This window comes from Pantoea sp. EKM103V (assembly GCF_011800365.1).
GTDB classification, from domain to species: domain Bacteria; phylum Pseudomonadota; class Gammaproteobacteria; order Enterobacterales; family Enterobacteriaceae; genus Pantoea; species Pantoea anthophila.
Map to the genome: position 1 here is coordinate 44,604 of NZ_JAALFQ010000009.1, position 14,570 is coordinate 59,173.

Here is a 14,570-nt window from a genome sequence, read left to right on the forward strand (position 1 = left end):
GATGTAATGATGGCGAAATGAGCGTCGCAGGAAGAAAACCACGTTAACTGGCCGCTGGTCTGCGCCACCTTCCACGGTACTCTGCCGGGTCAAGCTGCTTTGCACTCGTGCTTTAGCAATGATGACGGAAAGGTAATTGACGCCTGCATGACAAGTCTGAATATTGCTGGCCTGATACAGAACGTAAGGATCTCTTTACCTGATATGACCTGTACCTGTTTCTCAATACACCGCAATGTCAGTTGCGTCTTCATAAGTCATAAGAGATATTTTCATGAAGAAGCGATTTTCTGACGAATAGAACATTAGTATTCTACACGAGGCCGAGGAGGGGGGCGGCTCAGGAACATTAACTTATCACTATCTGGTCCTATATTTTTAGACTATTCAAAATGCTGAAACTTAATAAGATGGTTTAAAGGTTAGGATTTGAATAGTTCGCTTAGGATTTCGCGGGATAAAATTAAAAAACCTCAGGTTTGTGCCGTGCGGGCTTCCAGGTTCTGAGGCGTCTGAGTGAAATCTCAAATTTATTATTTTATATATCTTTTTTAATTTATTTTCCTTTTGTGTGCCTAAATGTGTATCAATTATTTTTTCCTCTGGAAATGTACTCCTGAAAGCCTCATTTCTCTGACGAGATCTGACGCACAGTCATCAGGAATCCATGAGCGGTGGTTTCCCAAAGTTCAGGCGAAAAATCAAACTCGTAGCGTTTCCTGAACTCCTCTTCGACACCATCACCATAAGTGCAGATAAAATCATCAACTTCTTCGACGAGATCTTTGAGCATCCAGTCTGGCGCTGACCTTTTGAACAGTCGAATGATGCCCTCAATCGTATCCTCGCCATCATTGATGATGTCGGCGTCCTGGTTGAAATAACCGAAAATAAGCTGGTCAAGAAAGTGGAAGTTTTGCATTTTGTACCTATAGATCCGGGAAAGCGGTGAGAATGTAATAAGGTTTGCCGTTATATTGCTGAAACTCGATAACAATTCTCACATTTGTCATGACGATCCGCTGGTTATTCCCGCGCCTGAAACCGTAGCCAATCGCTTTACCAGATGCATAACGAATAGTAAGCCTTGCTCCCTGCCTGCCTCCGCCAAGAACGGATTTTATAACGCCCCGATTAGCAAAGAGCGCTCTCGATATGGCTTCTTCTGCAACATGCACATTGCTAAAGGTGGTGGAATACTGCAAACGTTTATTCGCTTCAAAGCGGGCTAATAGCTCTGCATCGCTTTTGCCAACATGTGTGGAAAGCGTGTGTCCGCCGGGTTTAAAACCCGTCATTGACTCATGCTCACTGAGTTTGATGCGGCCAGCCCTTACTGCAGCTACCCGGCTTGCGCCGATGCCAAGTGCAAATCCTACTGGAACAGCAATATCGACAGTCAGCCCGATTTTCATCGCCGTATCGTCATCTGCTCCAAAGGATTTGGCAATTGCTGTTGCTGCCTCGTAAGTTGCCGTGCGGGTGTCTCTACCCACAATGAGCTGGTTTGCAGCAGCGCGAATGCTATCAAGACTATGTGCGCCAACAACTACACATCCTGCTTTTGTTAAACCAGTAGGTTCAGGTGCGATACACAGAGCGGTGGCGCCAGCCAGCTCAAGTGAACCCATGACAAGTCCCAGCCCTCCGATAAGGCGATTACTCATCGTTTCCGCTTCTGTCACTGTTTTGTCAGAGAGCGCGGCAGCAAGCTGAACAGGGGACATTGCGATCTTTATGCCATCATCCATAATGCAACCTCATGTATTTAGAAGACAAACATGACCATTCTAAACTTTTTTCTGACATGACCAATCGTTTCAGAGCCAGAAATGATCATAGTGAAAAGGATTTGCACTGATCATTTTAGATTTAAGTATTCTAAATCATTCTGTTAGGTGTTGAAGGGATAAGAGCTGCATGGACATCGGTGTACATATGGAGTAATCACTTCTGGCTGGAACTTAAAAAAAACGGCATGAACCGGTTCGGTTGCTGCGGGGGTAATGACTGCATGCGGGTAGTCAGTCGGACTCGCTGTTTTCATTCAGAAGCAGGGCGGTGAAGTCCACGTTGCTTACGTTGCACAACCAGTGCTCGCGGCGGTGTGGGGTGAACGTGCTGGTGTCACTATCAAACACGTCACTACAAAAGCTAGATCAGTCAGCATCAGGAATGGATAATCGTCGCGATTATTGACGGGGTACCAGCAGCAGGCCGCAGACAAAAAATTCCCGCAGGGCTTGCGCCGTGCGGGCTCTTAGGGCTTCAACGGATGAATCTGGTAATCATCAATGGGGAATTTTGGGCTGGCGGAATCTGAATAAAGTTTGCAAGCTTATGAAATTAATTGTTTTTAGCCAATTCAACTTTGGTTCGTGTACCTAAGCGTGTACCAATTATTGGATCTCATACCTCGAAACGACATTACAAGGATAACTAAAGTCCGGTGCTAAATCCAAAATAAAATGATTTTAGGGAAAAGTGTTCACACTGTTCACTTTTGGTTTTTGTGTATTAAATTCATTGTGTTAGGTAGTGACGGGTTTGAGGTGTGATGTACACTAGTGTGCACAGAGGGGGATCACTATAACCGTAATTCTATGATAACGGACGAAACTAGTTTTGGTTAAGTCAGTCACTACACCTTTATCATACTCAGTACTACAAGCGTAATTAAAATTTTTTACAGGAGAAATGTCTGTGCTTTCCCACAAAAACTTAAAGCGTAATACTCTTTTAAAGCCAATGAGAACTTAAGAATTAATGTTTCATTATATCCTGCCAAAGTATGGCAGGATGATTATAAAAATTTTGAGCTAATCGTTACTAAAGTGGTAGTACCCATGATCCTCTGCATACGAAGCCATTGATTCATGATCATTAGGGTCAATTAACTCATAATATTCTTGGGGGGTATGATGTGTTCTGTTAGTGTAATGATCTGCAACCCCGGCAGCAGCTAGTTGTGCATAACCATTTAGCTTTAATCCACATGCTGGACATGAAAAGTTAGTCGGAATTACCGTTCTTCTTGTTATTATTTCATCTCCTCTATTTTCCACTTGTTCTTTACCATATTCATTTCCGTGAACTGTGGCTGTACATGAACAAGCTGGGCATTTTACCTTATGATGTTTATTGTGTGAAAGAATTTCACCTTGCTGTTCTGAAAGTAATTTTAACGCTTCTTTATCATCCAAAGATTTATCATTGAAAACTTTTTGGTAAGCATTAATTTGAGTTATTACATGTTTCTTTACCTGTTTATCAAGTTCGGAAATTATTTCTTGGGCTACTATTGCTTCATCTGCGCCGAACAGATCTTCTAAATTTTTTGCTTGAGCTTCTGATAAGACTTTACAGCATTTATAAAATGGTCCAATCCATTGTTGAGGTTTATATTCAACAAAAGCAGCCGTGCCTGAATGAACCTCCTCATTTCTGCGTCCAGCTAAAGCCAAAGCTATAGTTATCTCCTCCTCATTGAAATCTGGAATGAGATCTTTGCAAAGCTTTAACACCTGTGAAATTGAAATGGATTTGGCTTGGGTCAAATTTGCATTATAACCAAGTGCAGCAAGAAGGTTTTTTTGGTCTTTATCAGGCTCAGCAAGTAGGCATGGGCTAAAATGTGATATAGTGGACCGCGAGAGTAACTCCAGACCCATCGCACACCATAGCCCAAAAACGTCTGATGCCCTATCTTCATTAAATGCTCTCTGAAAGTAAATTTTACTTTTCGACCACAAAGAATCATTATCCCAACTCATTTTTACCTCACGTAGGCTCTGAATATTGTCCGGCTCTCTTGCTCATTATTAACCTGATTTCTGCCATGAAGCATTTTCCAATTGTTAATAATTAAAGCATTTGAACCCGACCAATTAAAGTTATTTAAACTTATTTTTTGGATGGCTTTATTGAATAATTCTGCGAATTTCTTACCCTGCTCATTAGCAGGGATCATTATGTTTGGGTCATATCTATAACCTGTTTCTCCATAGGATGTGAATTTTACACTTCGATAGCTTGTGCTTTCGAATGTTCTAACAAGGAATATGGCTTCATTGATAATTTTTTTATCGCTCTTAGAAAAAGAATCTAATATGTCTCTCCAGGGTAAGATAGTTGTTGATGTTGTACTAGCCACAGGTGACCACATTATTAATAACCTTGCAGGTATAGCCCAAAAAGCAGTATCAGTATGTAATGGGAATTCGTTAAAGCCAAACTTATGACTAAAAGTACCTGTTTTAGCATTGGTGCCGTCGTTTGCAATAACTACATCGTATATCTCGCCATTAGGGTGAGAAATTATTTCACCTAAACTTTTAGCCAGCTTAATAAAACTTTCAATTGACGTGCAGTTTTCCACAATTTCGTATTCATTCATATAAAAGACGCATAGTGGTAAATGTTAGGGGATGATAAGTTATTTCAAAACTAATTATATTCTCAAAAAAGATATAAAACATATAAAGATGTTACTAAAGGCGTTGATTTTCATACTATCATGGCTGTTAAATTGGTCAATATCTAGTTAGAAAACATTGCTTGAAAGCTGATTGATGACAGCATTGGCCTCTGGCTTCTGGCTTCTGGCTTCTGGTTGCTTATAATTATTACTTCTGTATTTATTTTCATCAAATACACAAAAACCGGCCTCAGCCGGTTCAGATGAATTGAAATTCTCATATGCTACATTTGGGCAACCAATCAGCCTCACTGTCCTCATGCAGCGTGAGATTGGTCTGTATACCGTTATTCGTCCTGCGCTTAAGCAATACGCGCTCATACTCTTTCAGCGTCTGCGGCACTGCCTGGCCGAAAGCCGTCAGGCTGAGCGGATGTTGATGGCCGCGCGATTCCATAAATGACAGATACGCATGATAGAGATAGCGCTTAGGGTTAATCGGGCGAATATTGGCGTTACCGATATACAGTCCGTTCGGCGTGCTCAGCGGCATCAGGTAGCCGCAGAAATCGACCAGTGGATCGGCCTGTCGCTTTATTTCCAGCGCTTCGCCGGATGATTGCTGCGCCTGCAACAACTCGCGCGCTTCATCGGGTGACGCGAAGCGCTGCATCAGATGACGAACAATCACGGCCAGCTCGGTGCTGATTTTATCCAGCAATTGCGGGTCACGCTCTTTTGCCGGTATCACTTCCGGGAACGTCAGGATAACCCGGCGGCGCGAAACACCGCCGCTGCGGTCGCTGAAGCGCATCGGATTGTTGTTCACCGCCAGAATGACGGCCGGGATATGGGTTGAATAGGCATCGCGGTATTTCGGATCGATGGCAACCGCATCGCCGCCGGTTATCGCCTTGATGCCCGCGCCATCGCCGCTCCATTTCTCCTGGTCTGGCAGGATAACCAGCGAGAAGCCCACCACGCTGGCGCGCTCGCGGGAAGATTCCAGCGTGTCGATGGTTGCGGACGTGGTGTTGTCTTTTCCAGCCAGCAGAGTGGCTATCGAGGCCATGACACTTTTACCGCTGCCGCCGGGGCCGGTGACTTCGAGAAACATCTGCCAGTCATAGCGGTTTGCCAGCACCATAAATAACGCCGCGAGAATACGCTCCTGCTTGTCGTGATTGTGTCCGGCAGCCCGCGTTAACCAGCGGTAAAAGTGCGGTGCGTGGTCTGCGAGATTTTCGCCGGGACGCGGTGCGGAGTAGTCCACGCTGTTGACCGTGCGCAGCCAGTTTTCGCGGCGATGCGGGCCGAAGGTTCCTGTTGTGGTGTCATACACGCCGTTACGGAAACCAATCAGGCGGCGGGACGGTTCACCCATCTGCGGCACCATCAGCTTGAGCGTGTCCAGCACGCTGCCGATACCGGCAGCCGAGAACGGTGCGCGTACCTTCTGAAACAGCGCGGCGATTTCCCGGCGCAGCGTCTTCGCCTCCATCACCTGCCATGCGCCGTTCTCATAGCGGCAGATTTCCTCCCCGACCGGCGGCACGGCCAGCGCCTCCCCGTAGTGGGCGACCAGCAGCTCCGCTTTCTGGCTGGCGCTCATGGCCTTCAGGTCTGCCTCGCTGACGGATTCAAACGGGCTGTGTGGCTGCGGCTGCGTAAAGGCGGTGAGCTGCGCCAGCGTGGCGATATCGCCCTGCGCCTGCCACACGTCGTTCCAGTCACCCATAACCGGCGGCAGTGCGGCTTTGCCGCTACAGGCTCTGGCCGCTTCCTCTGCCTTTAGCTGGCCGGTGCCGTTGTCGTCGCGGTCGGCGGCAATCAGCATCATCGCGCCTGGGTATGACTCACGCAGCCGCTTTGCCAGTGAGGGCAGGTTATTGGCGCTCAGCGCCACGTATACCGCCTGGCCGGTCAGCCGGTGCACTGTCAGGCCGGTTGCGTATCCTTCAGTGAGCCACAGCGTTTTGCCATCCGGCTCACCGGCCAGCCAGTATGTGCCTTTCACCTGTCCGCCTGGCAGGGTGCGCTTGTCGCCTGCGGCGCTGATGAGCTGCACGTTTACGGCCGTACCGTTTTCGCCGGTCAGCGGGATGAGCACATCCCCGGTGGCAAAGCTGATGCCACCACAGCGCAGCGCATCAGCAAGTGTGAGCGCCTGCGTACCGTGCAGCCCTTTGGCTAAAAGGTAGGCGTTGTCCGTGCGGCTGACGGCGGCGGCGATAAGGGCCTGTGCCCGTGCGGCGGCGTCTGCCTGTGTGCGGCTTTTGTCTGCGGCTTCATCATGCATAACCGGGGCTGATTCCGGCAGCGTGCCGAGCATTCCGGCTACCTTCATGGCGGCCTCTTTAGCGCTGATACTGAGCGCCTTTTCCACCAGGCTAAGGCCGTCACCGGCCCCGCACTGGTTACACAGCCAGGTTCCGCGCCCGTCCTGATTGTCGAAGCGGAAGCGGTCTTTACCGCCGCACGCCGGGCAGGCACCGTGCCTCCCTCCGGCGAGCACGCTGATACCGAGGGCGGGCAGAAGCTGCGGCCAGAATCCGGTGGCCGCCTTTACGGTGTCAGAGACGATATGTTTCATCTGCATGTTCTCCCTCAGTGCAGCGTGATGCGGCTTACGGCCGCAAGCTGGCTGCGGAAAAGTTCATCCATCATGGTGACGCCGAGCTGCGTCAGCCGAGGCGGCGCGGTCAGCAGGTCCGGCTCAACCATATCGCCCAGCATGGTGCAGGCCATCTCCATGCCTGCATCCGGGCCGTGGCGGCGCACATAGAAGCCCTCCAGCTCAAGGGCAATGGTCATCTGAAGCTCATCGAGCGTGGCTGACACGGCGATGCCGAGGCCTTTGCAGGCGTTCAGGTAGCCCTGCGCCAGCGCGCGACGGTAAACGGCGGTGCGTACCTCAACGGGCAGGCAGGAGTGATTAACGGTCATCATGGCGGGCCTCCGTGGCTAACATGCGGGATTCACAGGTTTCAACGACTTTACCGAGCTGGTCGGTGAGCAGGGCGACGACCGAGGCCAGCGCCGCGCCGTCCGGCACGCAGCCGCGCGCGCTCAGGCAGTTCACCGAGTCGAACATATCGAGCACGGTCACGCCGACCGTGTGCGCGTGCAGCAGACGCAGATAGTCAGCGTGGGGAATGGGGTAGGTGTCATCGTTATTCAGTTGCCGGGAAAGGGTGTTCATGCCGCCACCGCCTTAACCGGCAGGCGACCGGCGAAGGACAGCACGTAATCGCAGGCGAGGCTGGCACGGGCGCTCCGCTCATCGCCTGCCACAGTACGCAGCATGCAGGGACGGGCGGCGGCATCAGTGCGGCGCACGGCGGCAAAAATAAAGGTGAATTCGGGGTGAGAGGCAGTAAGGGCCGTTGTCATGAGGACAATCTCCATTGAGTAGCGGTTAACGCCACCACCGGAGCTGCAAATCTCATGGGTGGTGGCCCGAACGGGGTTTGCAGTACCGGCCTCAATGGATACCGGCCAGCCCGAAGGCTGCCCCGCCCGGGCCACCATTATTTGACAGCGGCTGCGGTCTAAGAACCACAGCCTGAAAAATGGGTAAGCCAGAGCAATGACACAAAAAAACACGCTTGGCGCGTGTTGTGTCGCCATTGAGTTACACGGGCTGCAAATCCCGGCTGCCGATTTTGCGGCAGCACGAAAACTGTATAACGGCCGCTCGCCAGAGAAAAGCCTTTTTTCACTCATCGGGGCGTTTTCCTCAGCAATCGGTCAGGACGTGATCGGATTGCGGCGGATTTGATCGGAATTCACCGTCCTCTTTCTTTGCGCTTCGCTTTGCAGGCTTCGCTTTCTGACTCAGCACGGAAATATGACCGTGCATCCTGCTGGTAAAGGCCGGTGCCGTGGCGGGTTTACCGCTCACCGCTGCCGTCAGGCTTTCCGCGACAAAGGCGGCTTCTTCGCGGGTGAGGGGATAAGTTTTCGTGCCGAAATTCAGCGTAATCATGCTGCACCTCCGGCACGCTGCGCGATGCGGGCCTGCATCCAGCCGTCAATCTCTGATGCCAGCCAGGCGACGTTTTTACCGCCAAGTGAAATCTGCGAGGGGAACTGCTCCCGGCTGATTAAGTCGTAAATGGTCGAGCGTGACAGACCGCAGGTGCTGATGACTTCCGGCAGACGCATAAAGCGATCACGTGGATAAACGGTATCGCGGGTTACTGGGATGGCGGGTGCCGGTATGGATGAAACTGCGTGCATGGTGTTACCTCATTATGAGTCCGACCGGTGCTGTCCGGTTACGGTAGTGTCTTCAGGTAACCCCCTATTTTGAGAATATTTTTTACTGTGTAAACAACCCTGTTTTGGCTTATGACCAGTTAGGTTAGCCTGAAAAATAAGCAGTTTATTTAATTTGGTGCAGTGTGATGCAGTGAAGTGCAGTCAGTAAAATTCAAAGAGGTGCGCAACTATCAAAATTCCATCATTAAAAGGAAATAACGTTGAATAACGCTTGCCAGAAAGAAACTTATTACTGAGCGAATGTGAACACTGGTGAATACTAAGTGAAGACTAAATCTCAAAGTGTTCACTGCTTTAACTACTGTATTTATTGTCTTTTTTATCTCAATGAATACTAGTGAATAGTTATATAAGAAACATAATCTCTCAAGGGGCTATCTCGCACCGGTTGTGCTCTTGTCTGCTCATCGACAGGCGGAAAGCAATGAAATGCGCTGTCCTGTGGTACACGACAGAATGGCCCCATCCTTTACAGACGATGAGAGACCACCATGACCACCCCGGAACAGAAACCCGCTTCACTGGAATGCTTCGAGAAAGCCCGCACTGAACATACCGAAAGAATGAAAGCCTACAACGGCATCTGCGCCGATATCGTCCGCTGTGAAAGAGAGCAGCAGACGGCCATCCAGGCAGGGAGAGAAGCCGAAAGCAACTGGCGCACGCGCTTCCGTAACCTGCGAGGCAATCTCACTGACGAGCTGCGCGCCGAACATTCTCAGCGCATCGCCAGCCGGGAACTGGCCGACGAGTTCGGCGAACTGCTCAAAGAACTGGCGCTGGATAAGCAGGAGGCGATGCTGAAGTGCTGCGGTAGTGGAAAAGAGTACGTTGAATCGCACCGGAAGGCGTTTACCGGATTCGCGGATGTACACTGGCAGTCGGCCCTGCGTAACGTGAGTCCGTCGCTGCTGTGGGCCATTAAGCTGCGTCTCCGTCGTGAAGAGCTTTCACCGACATTTGCCGGTGAAGACCGTGACCGGATTAATGACGTAGCTTATCTGGTTGGTGAAGCACTGACGCGGGCGGCTGTGGCCCTGCCGGACAGTGTGCTGAAAGAGGCACCGTTACTGGAGAATATCGGCCTGCATCGTCCGGCCCTGACGGGTATTGATATGGAGCTTTATACGAGCCCTCTGCGCCGTCAGAAGCTGGCTGAATCAATCCGCGCGCAGCGTGCAAAACTTCAGGAGGGCAGCCAGAAATGATGCACTGTCCTTACTGCAAAAGTGCGGCACATACCAAATCGAGCCGCTATATGTCCGAACAGGTGAAAGAGCGTTATCACCAGTGCACTAACCTGGACTGCTCCTGTACTTTCAAGACGAATGAGAGCATCACAAAGGTGATCACCGCACCGCCACAGCCGGAAAACGTACCGGAAGCACCACCGGGACCGGTAAGAGAACGTCAGACGCTGGGCCGCTACGGCTCAGCATTTCGTCAGGTTCATTAATCCTCACTGCCGCTGCACGACCAGCGGCTTTTTTATGTCTGTACTCTGACTTTCTGAAGCCCTTTTTCTGGCCAGCCGCTTTGTAAAGAGTCATGCATGCATAGCCTGCATGGATTTGCATGAAAAATATGTACCGCTTTCCACCTTTCAGACCATGCCAAGCGTGGCCCGGCCCGTATCATGCACCTGCATGAAAAATAATGCATAAAGCGGGCAGGCGTGGCGGGGATAGCATTGCGCGCGTCTATGAAAGTCCCCACAAAGTTTCAAGACTTAACGTATCACTCTGTGGAGCTGTGTCTTCAGTAAGCCTTTCCATTTGAACAATCAATGGAGTGTGAAAGGCTGTTCCTGAGACTATGCAGGCTCCGGGAGGAAGCGTAGGAATTAATGATCTCGATGCTGCATCAAGAGTACTTAACGTATTTTTCAACAGAAAGAGATCATTCTCATTTACTAGTCTATGTATGAAATAATTATGTAATTGAGATATGATTGTAGGTGATATATCAAAAGGTCGCTGACTGGAAATAGTTACAAAATAACCAAATTTCCTACCCTCTTTGATTATTTCTTCAAACAGTTCCAGTCTGTAATCTTTCCAGCTTTCAGCCTCTCTTGTTGAACTTTCTGATAAAATGTTATGAGCTTCGTCAATAATCAAATGGAAGCTTTCACAATCATTGTCTGTTGATTTGTGTTCTAAAAAAGAACACTTAGCAATCATCATGGGGATTGTTTTTTTTGTAGATTGATTGCAGTTCTTTAACGATATAATGGAAAGTGGAAGTATTTTTTTTCTTGCGTTGTTACTTCAATCACCTTTGATAAGGATGGGCCTGTTGCTGTAATCTTGTTGATTAGTGGTGATATGTGTTCATATTGAACGTAGTTTTTAGATACGGAGTTTATTAGTTGTAAAGTTGAACGTATAAATATTTCATCAAAAACATTGCTTACTGCTATCGAGGTATTATAGGTGCAAGTCAATTGGGGCAATGCATCAGAGTATTTGTTGATGAATCCATTTGGATGCTCATATTTATTAGCGTTTGAATGCCAAGAAAAAAGAGCCAACTCATCGGCGATTCGCTTTTGTTCCCCCTCGCTGAAATAAGGAATTAAGCCTTTAAGTAAGTTAATGGTTTCCCTGTGTTGATTAGTTCCAAACATGAGGGATATAGTTCTTTTTAAATAAGTTTCAAGGTCGTTATCGTAATCACTCTTGTTTCTCACAAGATGGGTGAGGAATGGCTTTTGAGTTTTTTCAGTTGCTGAAAATAAAACCGATAACAACTCATCATCCCAAAATTCATCTTCGGAAAAATGTAACTTATCTTGAGGGTTTTTAGTATTTAATTCTAAGGTACTGGTTATGTTTGGAAAGGTTTTGGCTAAAGTTCCATACTCGCCATTGAAGTCAATGATTGCAATTTTTGATTTTCGCTTAAAGTCGTCATTATCCTTAATGAGAGTTAGAAGCGAATGATATAGTTTTGCCAAAGTATTTGATTTCCCACTGCCAGTATTACCAAAAATACCTATGTGCGAGTTGAAAACACCATTGATAGGAATGCTAATTGGCAACTCTTCAAGAATAGACTTCCCGATATTAATTAGAGGCGTGTTCTTGCCTTTCCTGAAGTTGTAAATCTCAGAGATTTTTTCATCTGATATTAAGTAAAGCTGGTCATTTATCATTGGGAGGAATTTAACGCCGGAATAGAACCGGTCTTCAAAAAAATACCCTAGAATGCTTAGCTCAATGAATCTGTCATATTTTTTTTGTTCTATCTCATCTTGCCGAACATTAAAGTTCTCAATGATTTCTTCACCGATTATTTTTCCGACTATATCCTGATAACCCTTGCGAATTAGGACGAATTCGTTAATAGTTATCCCTCGAAGGATTTTACCATGATGAAAGTATGTTGATTGATACAAAGCATGATCAACTTTCGCGACAACCATCGTCCCTTTTACTTGAGTAACATAGCCAACATTCAATCCGTCCATGAAATCCAATCTCCATTATCAGATGTAAAAATTCTATCTATGAAAGCATCGAAAGAAATATTATGCGCATCATTTTTAGGGTAAATATATGATATTCTCGAATCATTAATTGTTTCATTTATGGAGCGTCGACTATCTTTACTGTAGCAAAATACAAAAACTTTCAATGTTGGATTGCTGAGAGAACGCTTGATTATTTCTAAAATATGCTCGTCTTGAAATGAAAAACCAAAGCAGATTAAAACAGTCTGAGGTTTTTCAAGTTCATAGCTTAACAGCCTAAGGCTTTGATAATAATGTTGCTGAAAAACAGTCTCAGAAAACTTTTCTTTTGTAGGGCTTACTATTGCTAACCTGTTGTATTCAACTCTAAATTCAGAAAGAATTTCAATATCTTTTTTACTAAGATCTAAGTAATTAGAAAGGTCTTCATCTGTATTGTTAAAACTCTCGGTAAAGTCCTTTATGGTTATATTGCACTCTAAATTTGTTTTTTCTGGCGCCATCTTGGGGTAAGCGATGTTAATTTTTTGCTCGTTGTTTTTATTCCAAGATACCGACCCATGCATTTTGATTATGTTGACTGTTGGGACCTCTTGTTTATATAAATCGTGAGTTCCTTGGTGCCAATGCGATAAATGGAAGTTACTAATATTTAGGCTTCGCTCTCTAAAACCCAGAGCACCATCATTAAAATAAAAGCTTTTTTTGTTGAGCGCAGTGTCAGCTGCTGTTTCGAAAAAGAGATCGTAGTTTGTAGTGAAGATATTTCCTCTTTTGATTTGATTCGAGCCTTTTCTTTCCAATAGAGAAACCAGTTCGTATAAAAATCTATTGTAATCTTGTAAGGTTTTAGAGAACTTCTTGGATATCGGTTCTGGCTCAATGCAAAATGTTTTATGAATAATGTTGTTGTAATAGGCGCTTAATATGTAGTTTTCTACATCAGTTTTACCTTTAACATCATCGTGTGAGAGTAAGGTTTCATATGTTGTGTCATCATCTAGCCATAAAGTGGGTATGTATGCAGCAGAGGCTCCTGAACCGAACAAAAAATTTATATTTTTGTCATAAATATTTGAAGCTTTGCAAGGGAACTCTCTATCCATTAGCTTAACTCCTTATGCTTACTCACTTGTTTACCCCACCAGTTCATTAAATCAATCCTCTGATCTAGATAAATTGATCGATTATAAGCCCTACGAACTTCATTTTTATCAGTGTGAGCTAATGCTGATTCTATTACGTCAGAATTTAAGCCAGCTTCATTCATTGCTGTACTTGCGATTGACCTTAATCCATGAGCTACGAGCTTACCTCCAAACCCAATACGTTTTAAAGCAGCATTAGCTGTCTGGCTATTCATAGCTCTTTTTGGATCATTCCTGCTCGGAAAGATATGTTCACGGTGAGCACTGATAGGTTTCATCACATCCAGAATTTCCAATGCCTGAGACGATAAAGGTATGATGTGCTCACGTTTGGCCTTCATTCGTTCTGCCGGAATTGTCCAAATCTTTGCATCGCGATCAATCTCTGCCCACAGAGCACCAGAGGCCTCAGAAGGGCGTACCAGAGTCAGGAGTTGCCATTCAATAAGGCAGCGAGTCGTAACGGACAGATTCGACATTACCAAAGAACGCATCAACTTGGGTAATTCTTCTGGCCGCAGTGTCGGCATGTTTTGCTTTTTTGGTTTTTCAAAGGCCATGCCAACCCCTGATGCCGGATTAGCATCAATCAGGCCAGTGTTTACCGCATAAATCATGATTTCGTTTATACGCTGAACCAGGCGACGGACTGTTTCAAGCGCCCCGCGAGCTTTTATCGGCTCCAATGCTTCAACGATCGTTCTGGCCTTGAGCGCTTGAACAGGAATCTCACCTATAGTCGGGAAGATGTCCTTTTCCAGCGACCGCCAAATATCCTTCGCATAATCCTCTGTGACGCTTTTACTTTTGAGCTGGAACCACCTCCCAGCCACAACTGAGAAAATGCTATCTAGCTCAATTTGGCGTTGCTCTGATACTTCCTCTTGCTGCTTCTGCGGGTCAATCCCTTGAGCAAGCAACGACAGGTACTGGTCACGCATCTGACGTGCGGCAGCGAGCGTTAAAGCAGGGTATGATCCAAGACTGAGATTTGTACGGCTGCTACTTGCTGGCCGCTGGTAACGAAAACGCCACAGCTTTTTACCAGATGTTTTGACGAGCAGGAAAAGTCCGTCGCCATCGTGCAGCGTGAAGTCTTTTTCTTGAGGCTTAGCTTTAAGGATTTCGTTATTGGTGAGTGGGCGTGTTATCCGCGCCATGACTGGTTTCCGTCCATAATTGGTACACGTTTTTGATACGTATTATAACGTGTACCAATTCGTGTACCAATTATCTCTGGATTCAG

Annotated in this window: 16 protein-coding genes and 1 pseudogene; 3 read left to right on the top strand and 14 right to left on the bottom strand. The window is 46.8% G+C overall.

Going from position 1 to position 14,570, the window contains the following annotated elements; translation table 11 throughout:
* Positions 1-36 precede the first annotated feature (36 nt).
* Positions 37-294, top strand: a pseudogene (locus tag HFD97_RS22510) (antiterminator Q family protein); the annotation flags it as partial.
* 331 nt (positions 295-625) lie between these two features.
* On the opposite strand, the gene HFD97_RS16695 reads toward HFD97_RS22510, so the two are convergent.
* The 10 genes from HFD97_RS16695 to HFD97_RS16740 form a co-directional block, all read right to left on the bottom strand.
* Entirely contained in the window at positions 626-922 is a 297-nt protein-coding gene (locus HFD97_RS16695) for a contact-dependent growth inhibition system immunity protein (RefSeq protein ID WP_058957970.1), read from the bottom strand.
* A 7-nt stretch (positions 923-929) separates the two neighbouring features.
* Complete coding sequence (locus tag HFD97_RS16700) at positions 930-1,751, bottom strand: RNase A-like domain-containing protein (protein WP_167431260.1); 822 nt, start codon at positions 1,749-1,751, stop codon at positions 930-932.
* Positions 1,752-2,819: 1,068 nt separating this feature from the next.
* On the bottom strand, positions 2,820-3,773 hold the full coding sequence (locus HFD97_RS16705) for a hypothetical protein (protein WP_167431261.1): 954 nt from the start codon (positions 3,771-3,773) through the stop codon (positions 2,820-2,822).
* Positions 3,774-3,775: 2 nt separating this feature from the next.
* Positions 3,776-4,396, bottom strand: a complete 621-nt coding sequence (locus HFD97_RS16710; RefSeq protein ID WP_167431262.1) for a TauD/TfdA family dioxygenase — start codon at positions 4,394-4,396, stop codon at positions 3,776-3,778.
* Between the two features lie 298 nt (positions 4,397-4,694).
* On the bottom strand, positions 4,695-7,010 hold the full coding sequence (locus HFD97_RS16715) for a primase-helicase zinc-binding domain-containing protein (protein ID WP_167431532.1): 2,316 nt from the start codon (positions 7,008-7,010) through the stop codon (positions 4,695-4,697).
* A gap of 14 nt (positions 7,011-7,024) precedes the next feature.
* On the bottom strand, positions 7,025-7,366 hold the full coding sequence (locus HFD97_RS16720) for a DUF5375 family protein (RefSeq protein WP_167431263.1): 342 nt from the start codon (positions 7,364-7,366) through the stop codon (positions 7,025-7,027).
* Positions 7,353-7,619, bottom strand: coding sequence for a hypothetical protein (locus HFD97_RS16725; RefSeq protein WP_167431264.1), 267 nt, complete (start codon positions 7,617-7,619; stop codon positions 7,353-7,355). Before HFD97_RS16725 ends, HFD97_RS16720 begins: the two co-directional genes overlap by 14 nt.
* Positions 7,616-8,143, bottom strand: coding sequence for a host cell division inhibitor Icd-like protein (locus HFD97_RS16730; protein ID WP_167431265.1), 528 nt, complete (start codon positions 8,141-8,143; stop codon positions 7,616-7,618). Before HFD97_RS16730 ends, HFD97_RS16725 begins: the two co-directional genes overlap by 4 nt.
* A gap of 13 nt (positions 8,144-8,156) precedes the next feature.
* On the bottom strand, positions 8,157-8,405 hold the full coding sequence (locus HFD97_RS16735) for a hypothetical protein (RefSeq protein ID WP_167431266.1): 249 nt from the start codon (positions 8,403-8,405) through the stop codon (positions 8,157-8,159).
* Positions 8,402-8,659, bottom strand: a complete 258-nt coding sequence (locus HFD97_RS16740) for an AlpA family transcriptional regulator (protein ID WP_167431267.1) — start codon at positions 8,657-8,659, stop codon at positions 8,402-8,404. The genes HFD97_RS16735 and HFD97_RS16740 overlap by 4 nt, the downstream gene beginning before the upstream one ends.
* Before the next feature lie 533 nt (positions 8,660-9,192).
* On the opposite strand from HFD97_RS16740, the gene HFD97_RS16745 reads away from it, so the two are divergent.
* Both HFD97_RS16745 and HFD97_RS16750 read left to right on the top strand, forming a co-directional pair.
* Positions 9,193-9,909, top strand: coding sequence for a hypothetical protein (locus tag HFD97_RS16745; protein ID WP_167431268.1), 717 nt, complete (start codon positions 9,193-9,195; stop codon positions 9,907-9,909).
* Complete coding sequence (locus HFD97_RS16750; protein ID WP_167431269.1) at positions 9,906-10,157, top strand: ogr/Delta-like zinc finger family protein; 252 nt, start codon at positions 9,906-9,908, stop codon at positions 10,155-10,157. Before HFD97_RS16745 ends, HFD97_RS16750 begins: the two co-directional genes overlap by 4 nt.
* Positions 10,158-10,401: 244 nt before the next feature.
* Here the strand turns inward: HFD97_RS16750 and HFD97_RS22400 are convergent, their stop codons facing one another.
* The 4 genes from HFD97_RS22400 to HFD97_RS16765 are packed head-to-tail and all read right to left on the bottom strand — an operon-like array spanning position 10,402 to position 14,484.
* Positions 10,402-10,887 carry an ATP-binding protein gene (locus tag HFD97_RS22400; protein WP_244319734.1) on the bottom strand — a complete coding sequence of 162 codons (486 nt, stop codon included), beginning with the start codon at positions 10,885-10,887 and terminating at the stop codon, positions 10,402-10,404.
* Positions 10,888-10,922: 35 nt separating this feature from the next.
* Positions 10,923-12,173: a helicase HerA domain-containing protein gene (locus HFD97_RS16755; protein WP_244319735.1), complete on the bottom strand. Its 1,251-nt coding sequence runs from the start codon at positions 12,171-12,173 to the stop codon at positions 10,923-10,925.
* Entirely contained in the window at positions 12,161-13,282 is a 1,122-nt protein-coding gene (locus HFD97_RS16760; RefSeq protein WP_167431270.1) for an SIR2 family protein, read from the bottom strand. The genes HFD97_RS16755 and HFD97_RS16760 overlap by 13 nt, the downstream gene beginning before the upstream one ends.
* Positions 13,282-14,484, bottom strand: a complete 1,203-nt coding sequence (locus tag HFD97_RS16765) for an integrase domain-containing protein (RefSeq protein WP_167431271.1) — start codon at positions 14,482-14,484, stop codon at positions 13,282-13,284. Before HFD97_RS16765 ends, HFD97_RS16760 begins: the two co-directional genes overlap by 1 nt.
* Between the last annotated feature and the right edge of the window lie 86 nt (positions 14,485-14,570).

Coding starts and splice junctions, on each gene's coding strand:
- HFD97_RS16695 (WP_058957970.1), bottom strand. CDS start 922: ATGCAAAACTTCCACTTTCTTGACCAGCTTATTTTCGGTTATTTCAAC.
- HFD97_RS16700 (WP_167431260.1), bottom strand. CDS start 1,751: ATGGATGATGGCATAAAGATCGCAATGTCCCCTGTTCAGCTTGCTGCC.
- HFD97_RS16705 (WP_167431261.1), bottom strand. CDS start 3,773: ATGAGTTGGGATAATGATTCTTTGTGGTCGAAAAGTAAAATTTACTTT.
- HFD97_RS16710 (WP_167431262.1), bottom strand. CDS start 4,396: ATGAATGAATACGAAATTGTGGAAAACTGCACGTCAATTGAAAGTTTT.
- HFD97_RS16715 (WP_167431532.1), bottom strand. CDS start 7,010: ATGAAACATATCGTCTCTGACACCGTAAAGGCGGCCACCGGATTCTGG.
- HFD97_RS16720 (WP_167431263.1), bottom strand. CDS start 7,366: ATGATGACCGTTAATCACTCCTGCCTGCCCGTTGAGGTACGCACCGCC.
- HFD97_RS16725 (WP_167431264.1), bottom strand. CDS start 7,619: ATGAACACCCTTTCCCGGCAACTGAATAACGATGACACCTACCCCATT.
- HFD97_RS16730 (WP_167431265.1), bottom strand. CDS start 8,143: ATGAGTGAAAAAAGGCTTTTCTCTGGCGAGCGGCCGTTATACAGTTTT.
- HFD97_RS16735 (WP_167431266.1), bottom strand. CDS start 8,405: ATGATTACGCTGAATTTCGGCACGAAAACTTATCCCCTCACCCGCGAA.
- HFD97_RS16740 (WP_167431267.1), bottom strand. CDS start 8,659: ATGCACGCAGTTTCATCCATACCGGCACCCGCCATCCCAGTAACCCGC.
- HFD97_RS16745 (WP_167431268.1), top strand. CDS start 9,193: ATGACCACCCCGGAACAGAAACCCGCTTCACTGGAATGCTTCGAGAAA.
- HFD97_RS16750 (WP_167431269.1), top strand. CDS start 9,906: ATGATGCACTGTCCTTACTGCAAAAGTGCGGCACATACCAAATCGAGC.
- HFD97_RS22400 (WP_244319734.1), bottom strand. CDS start 10,887: ATGATGATTGCTAAGTGTTCTTTTTTAGAACACAAATCAACAGACAAT.
- HFD97_RS16755 (WP_244319735.1), bottom strand. CDS start 12,173: ATGGACGGATTGAATGTTGGCTATGTTACTCAAGTAAAAGGGACGATG.
- HFD97_RS16760 (WP_167431270.1), bottom strand. CDS start 13,282: ATGGATAGAGAGTTCCCTTGCAAAGCTTCAAATATTTATGACAAAAAT.
- HFD97_RS16765 (WP_167431271.1), bottom strand. CDS start 14,484: ATGGCGCGGATAACACGCCCACTCACCAATAACGAAATCCTTAAAGCT.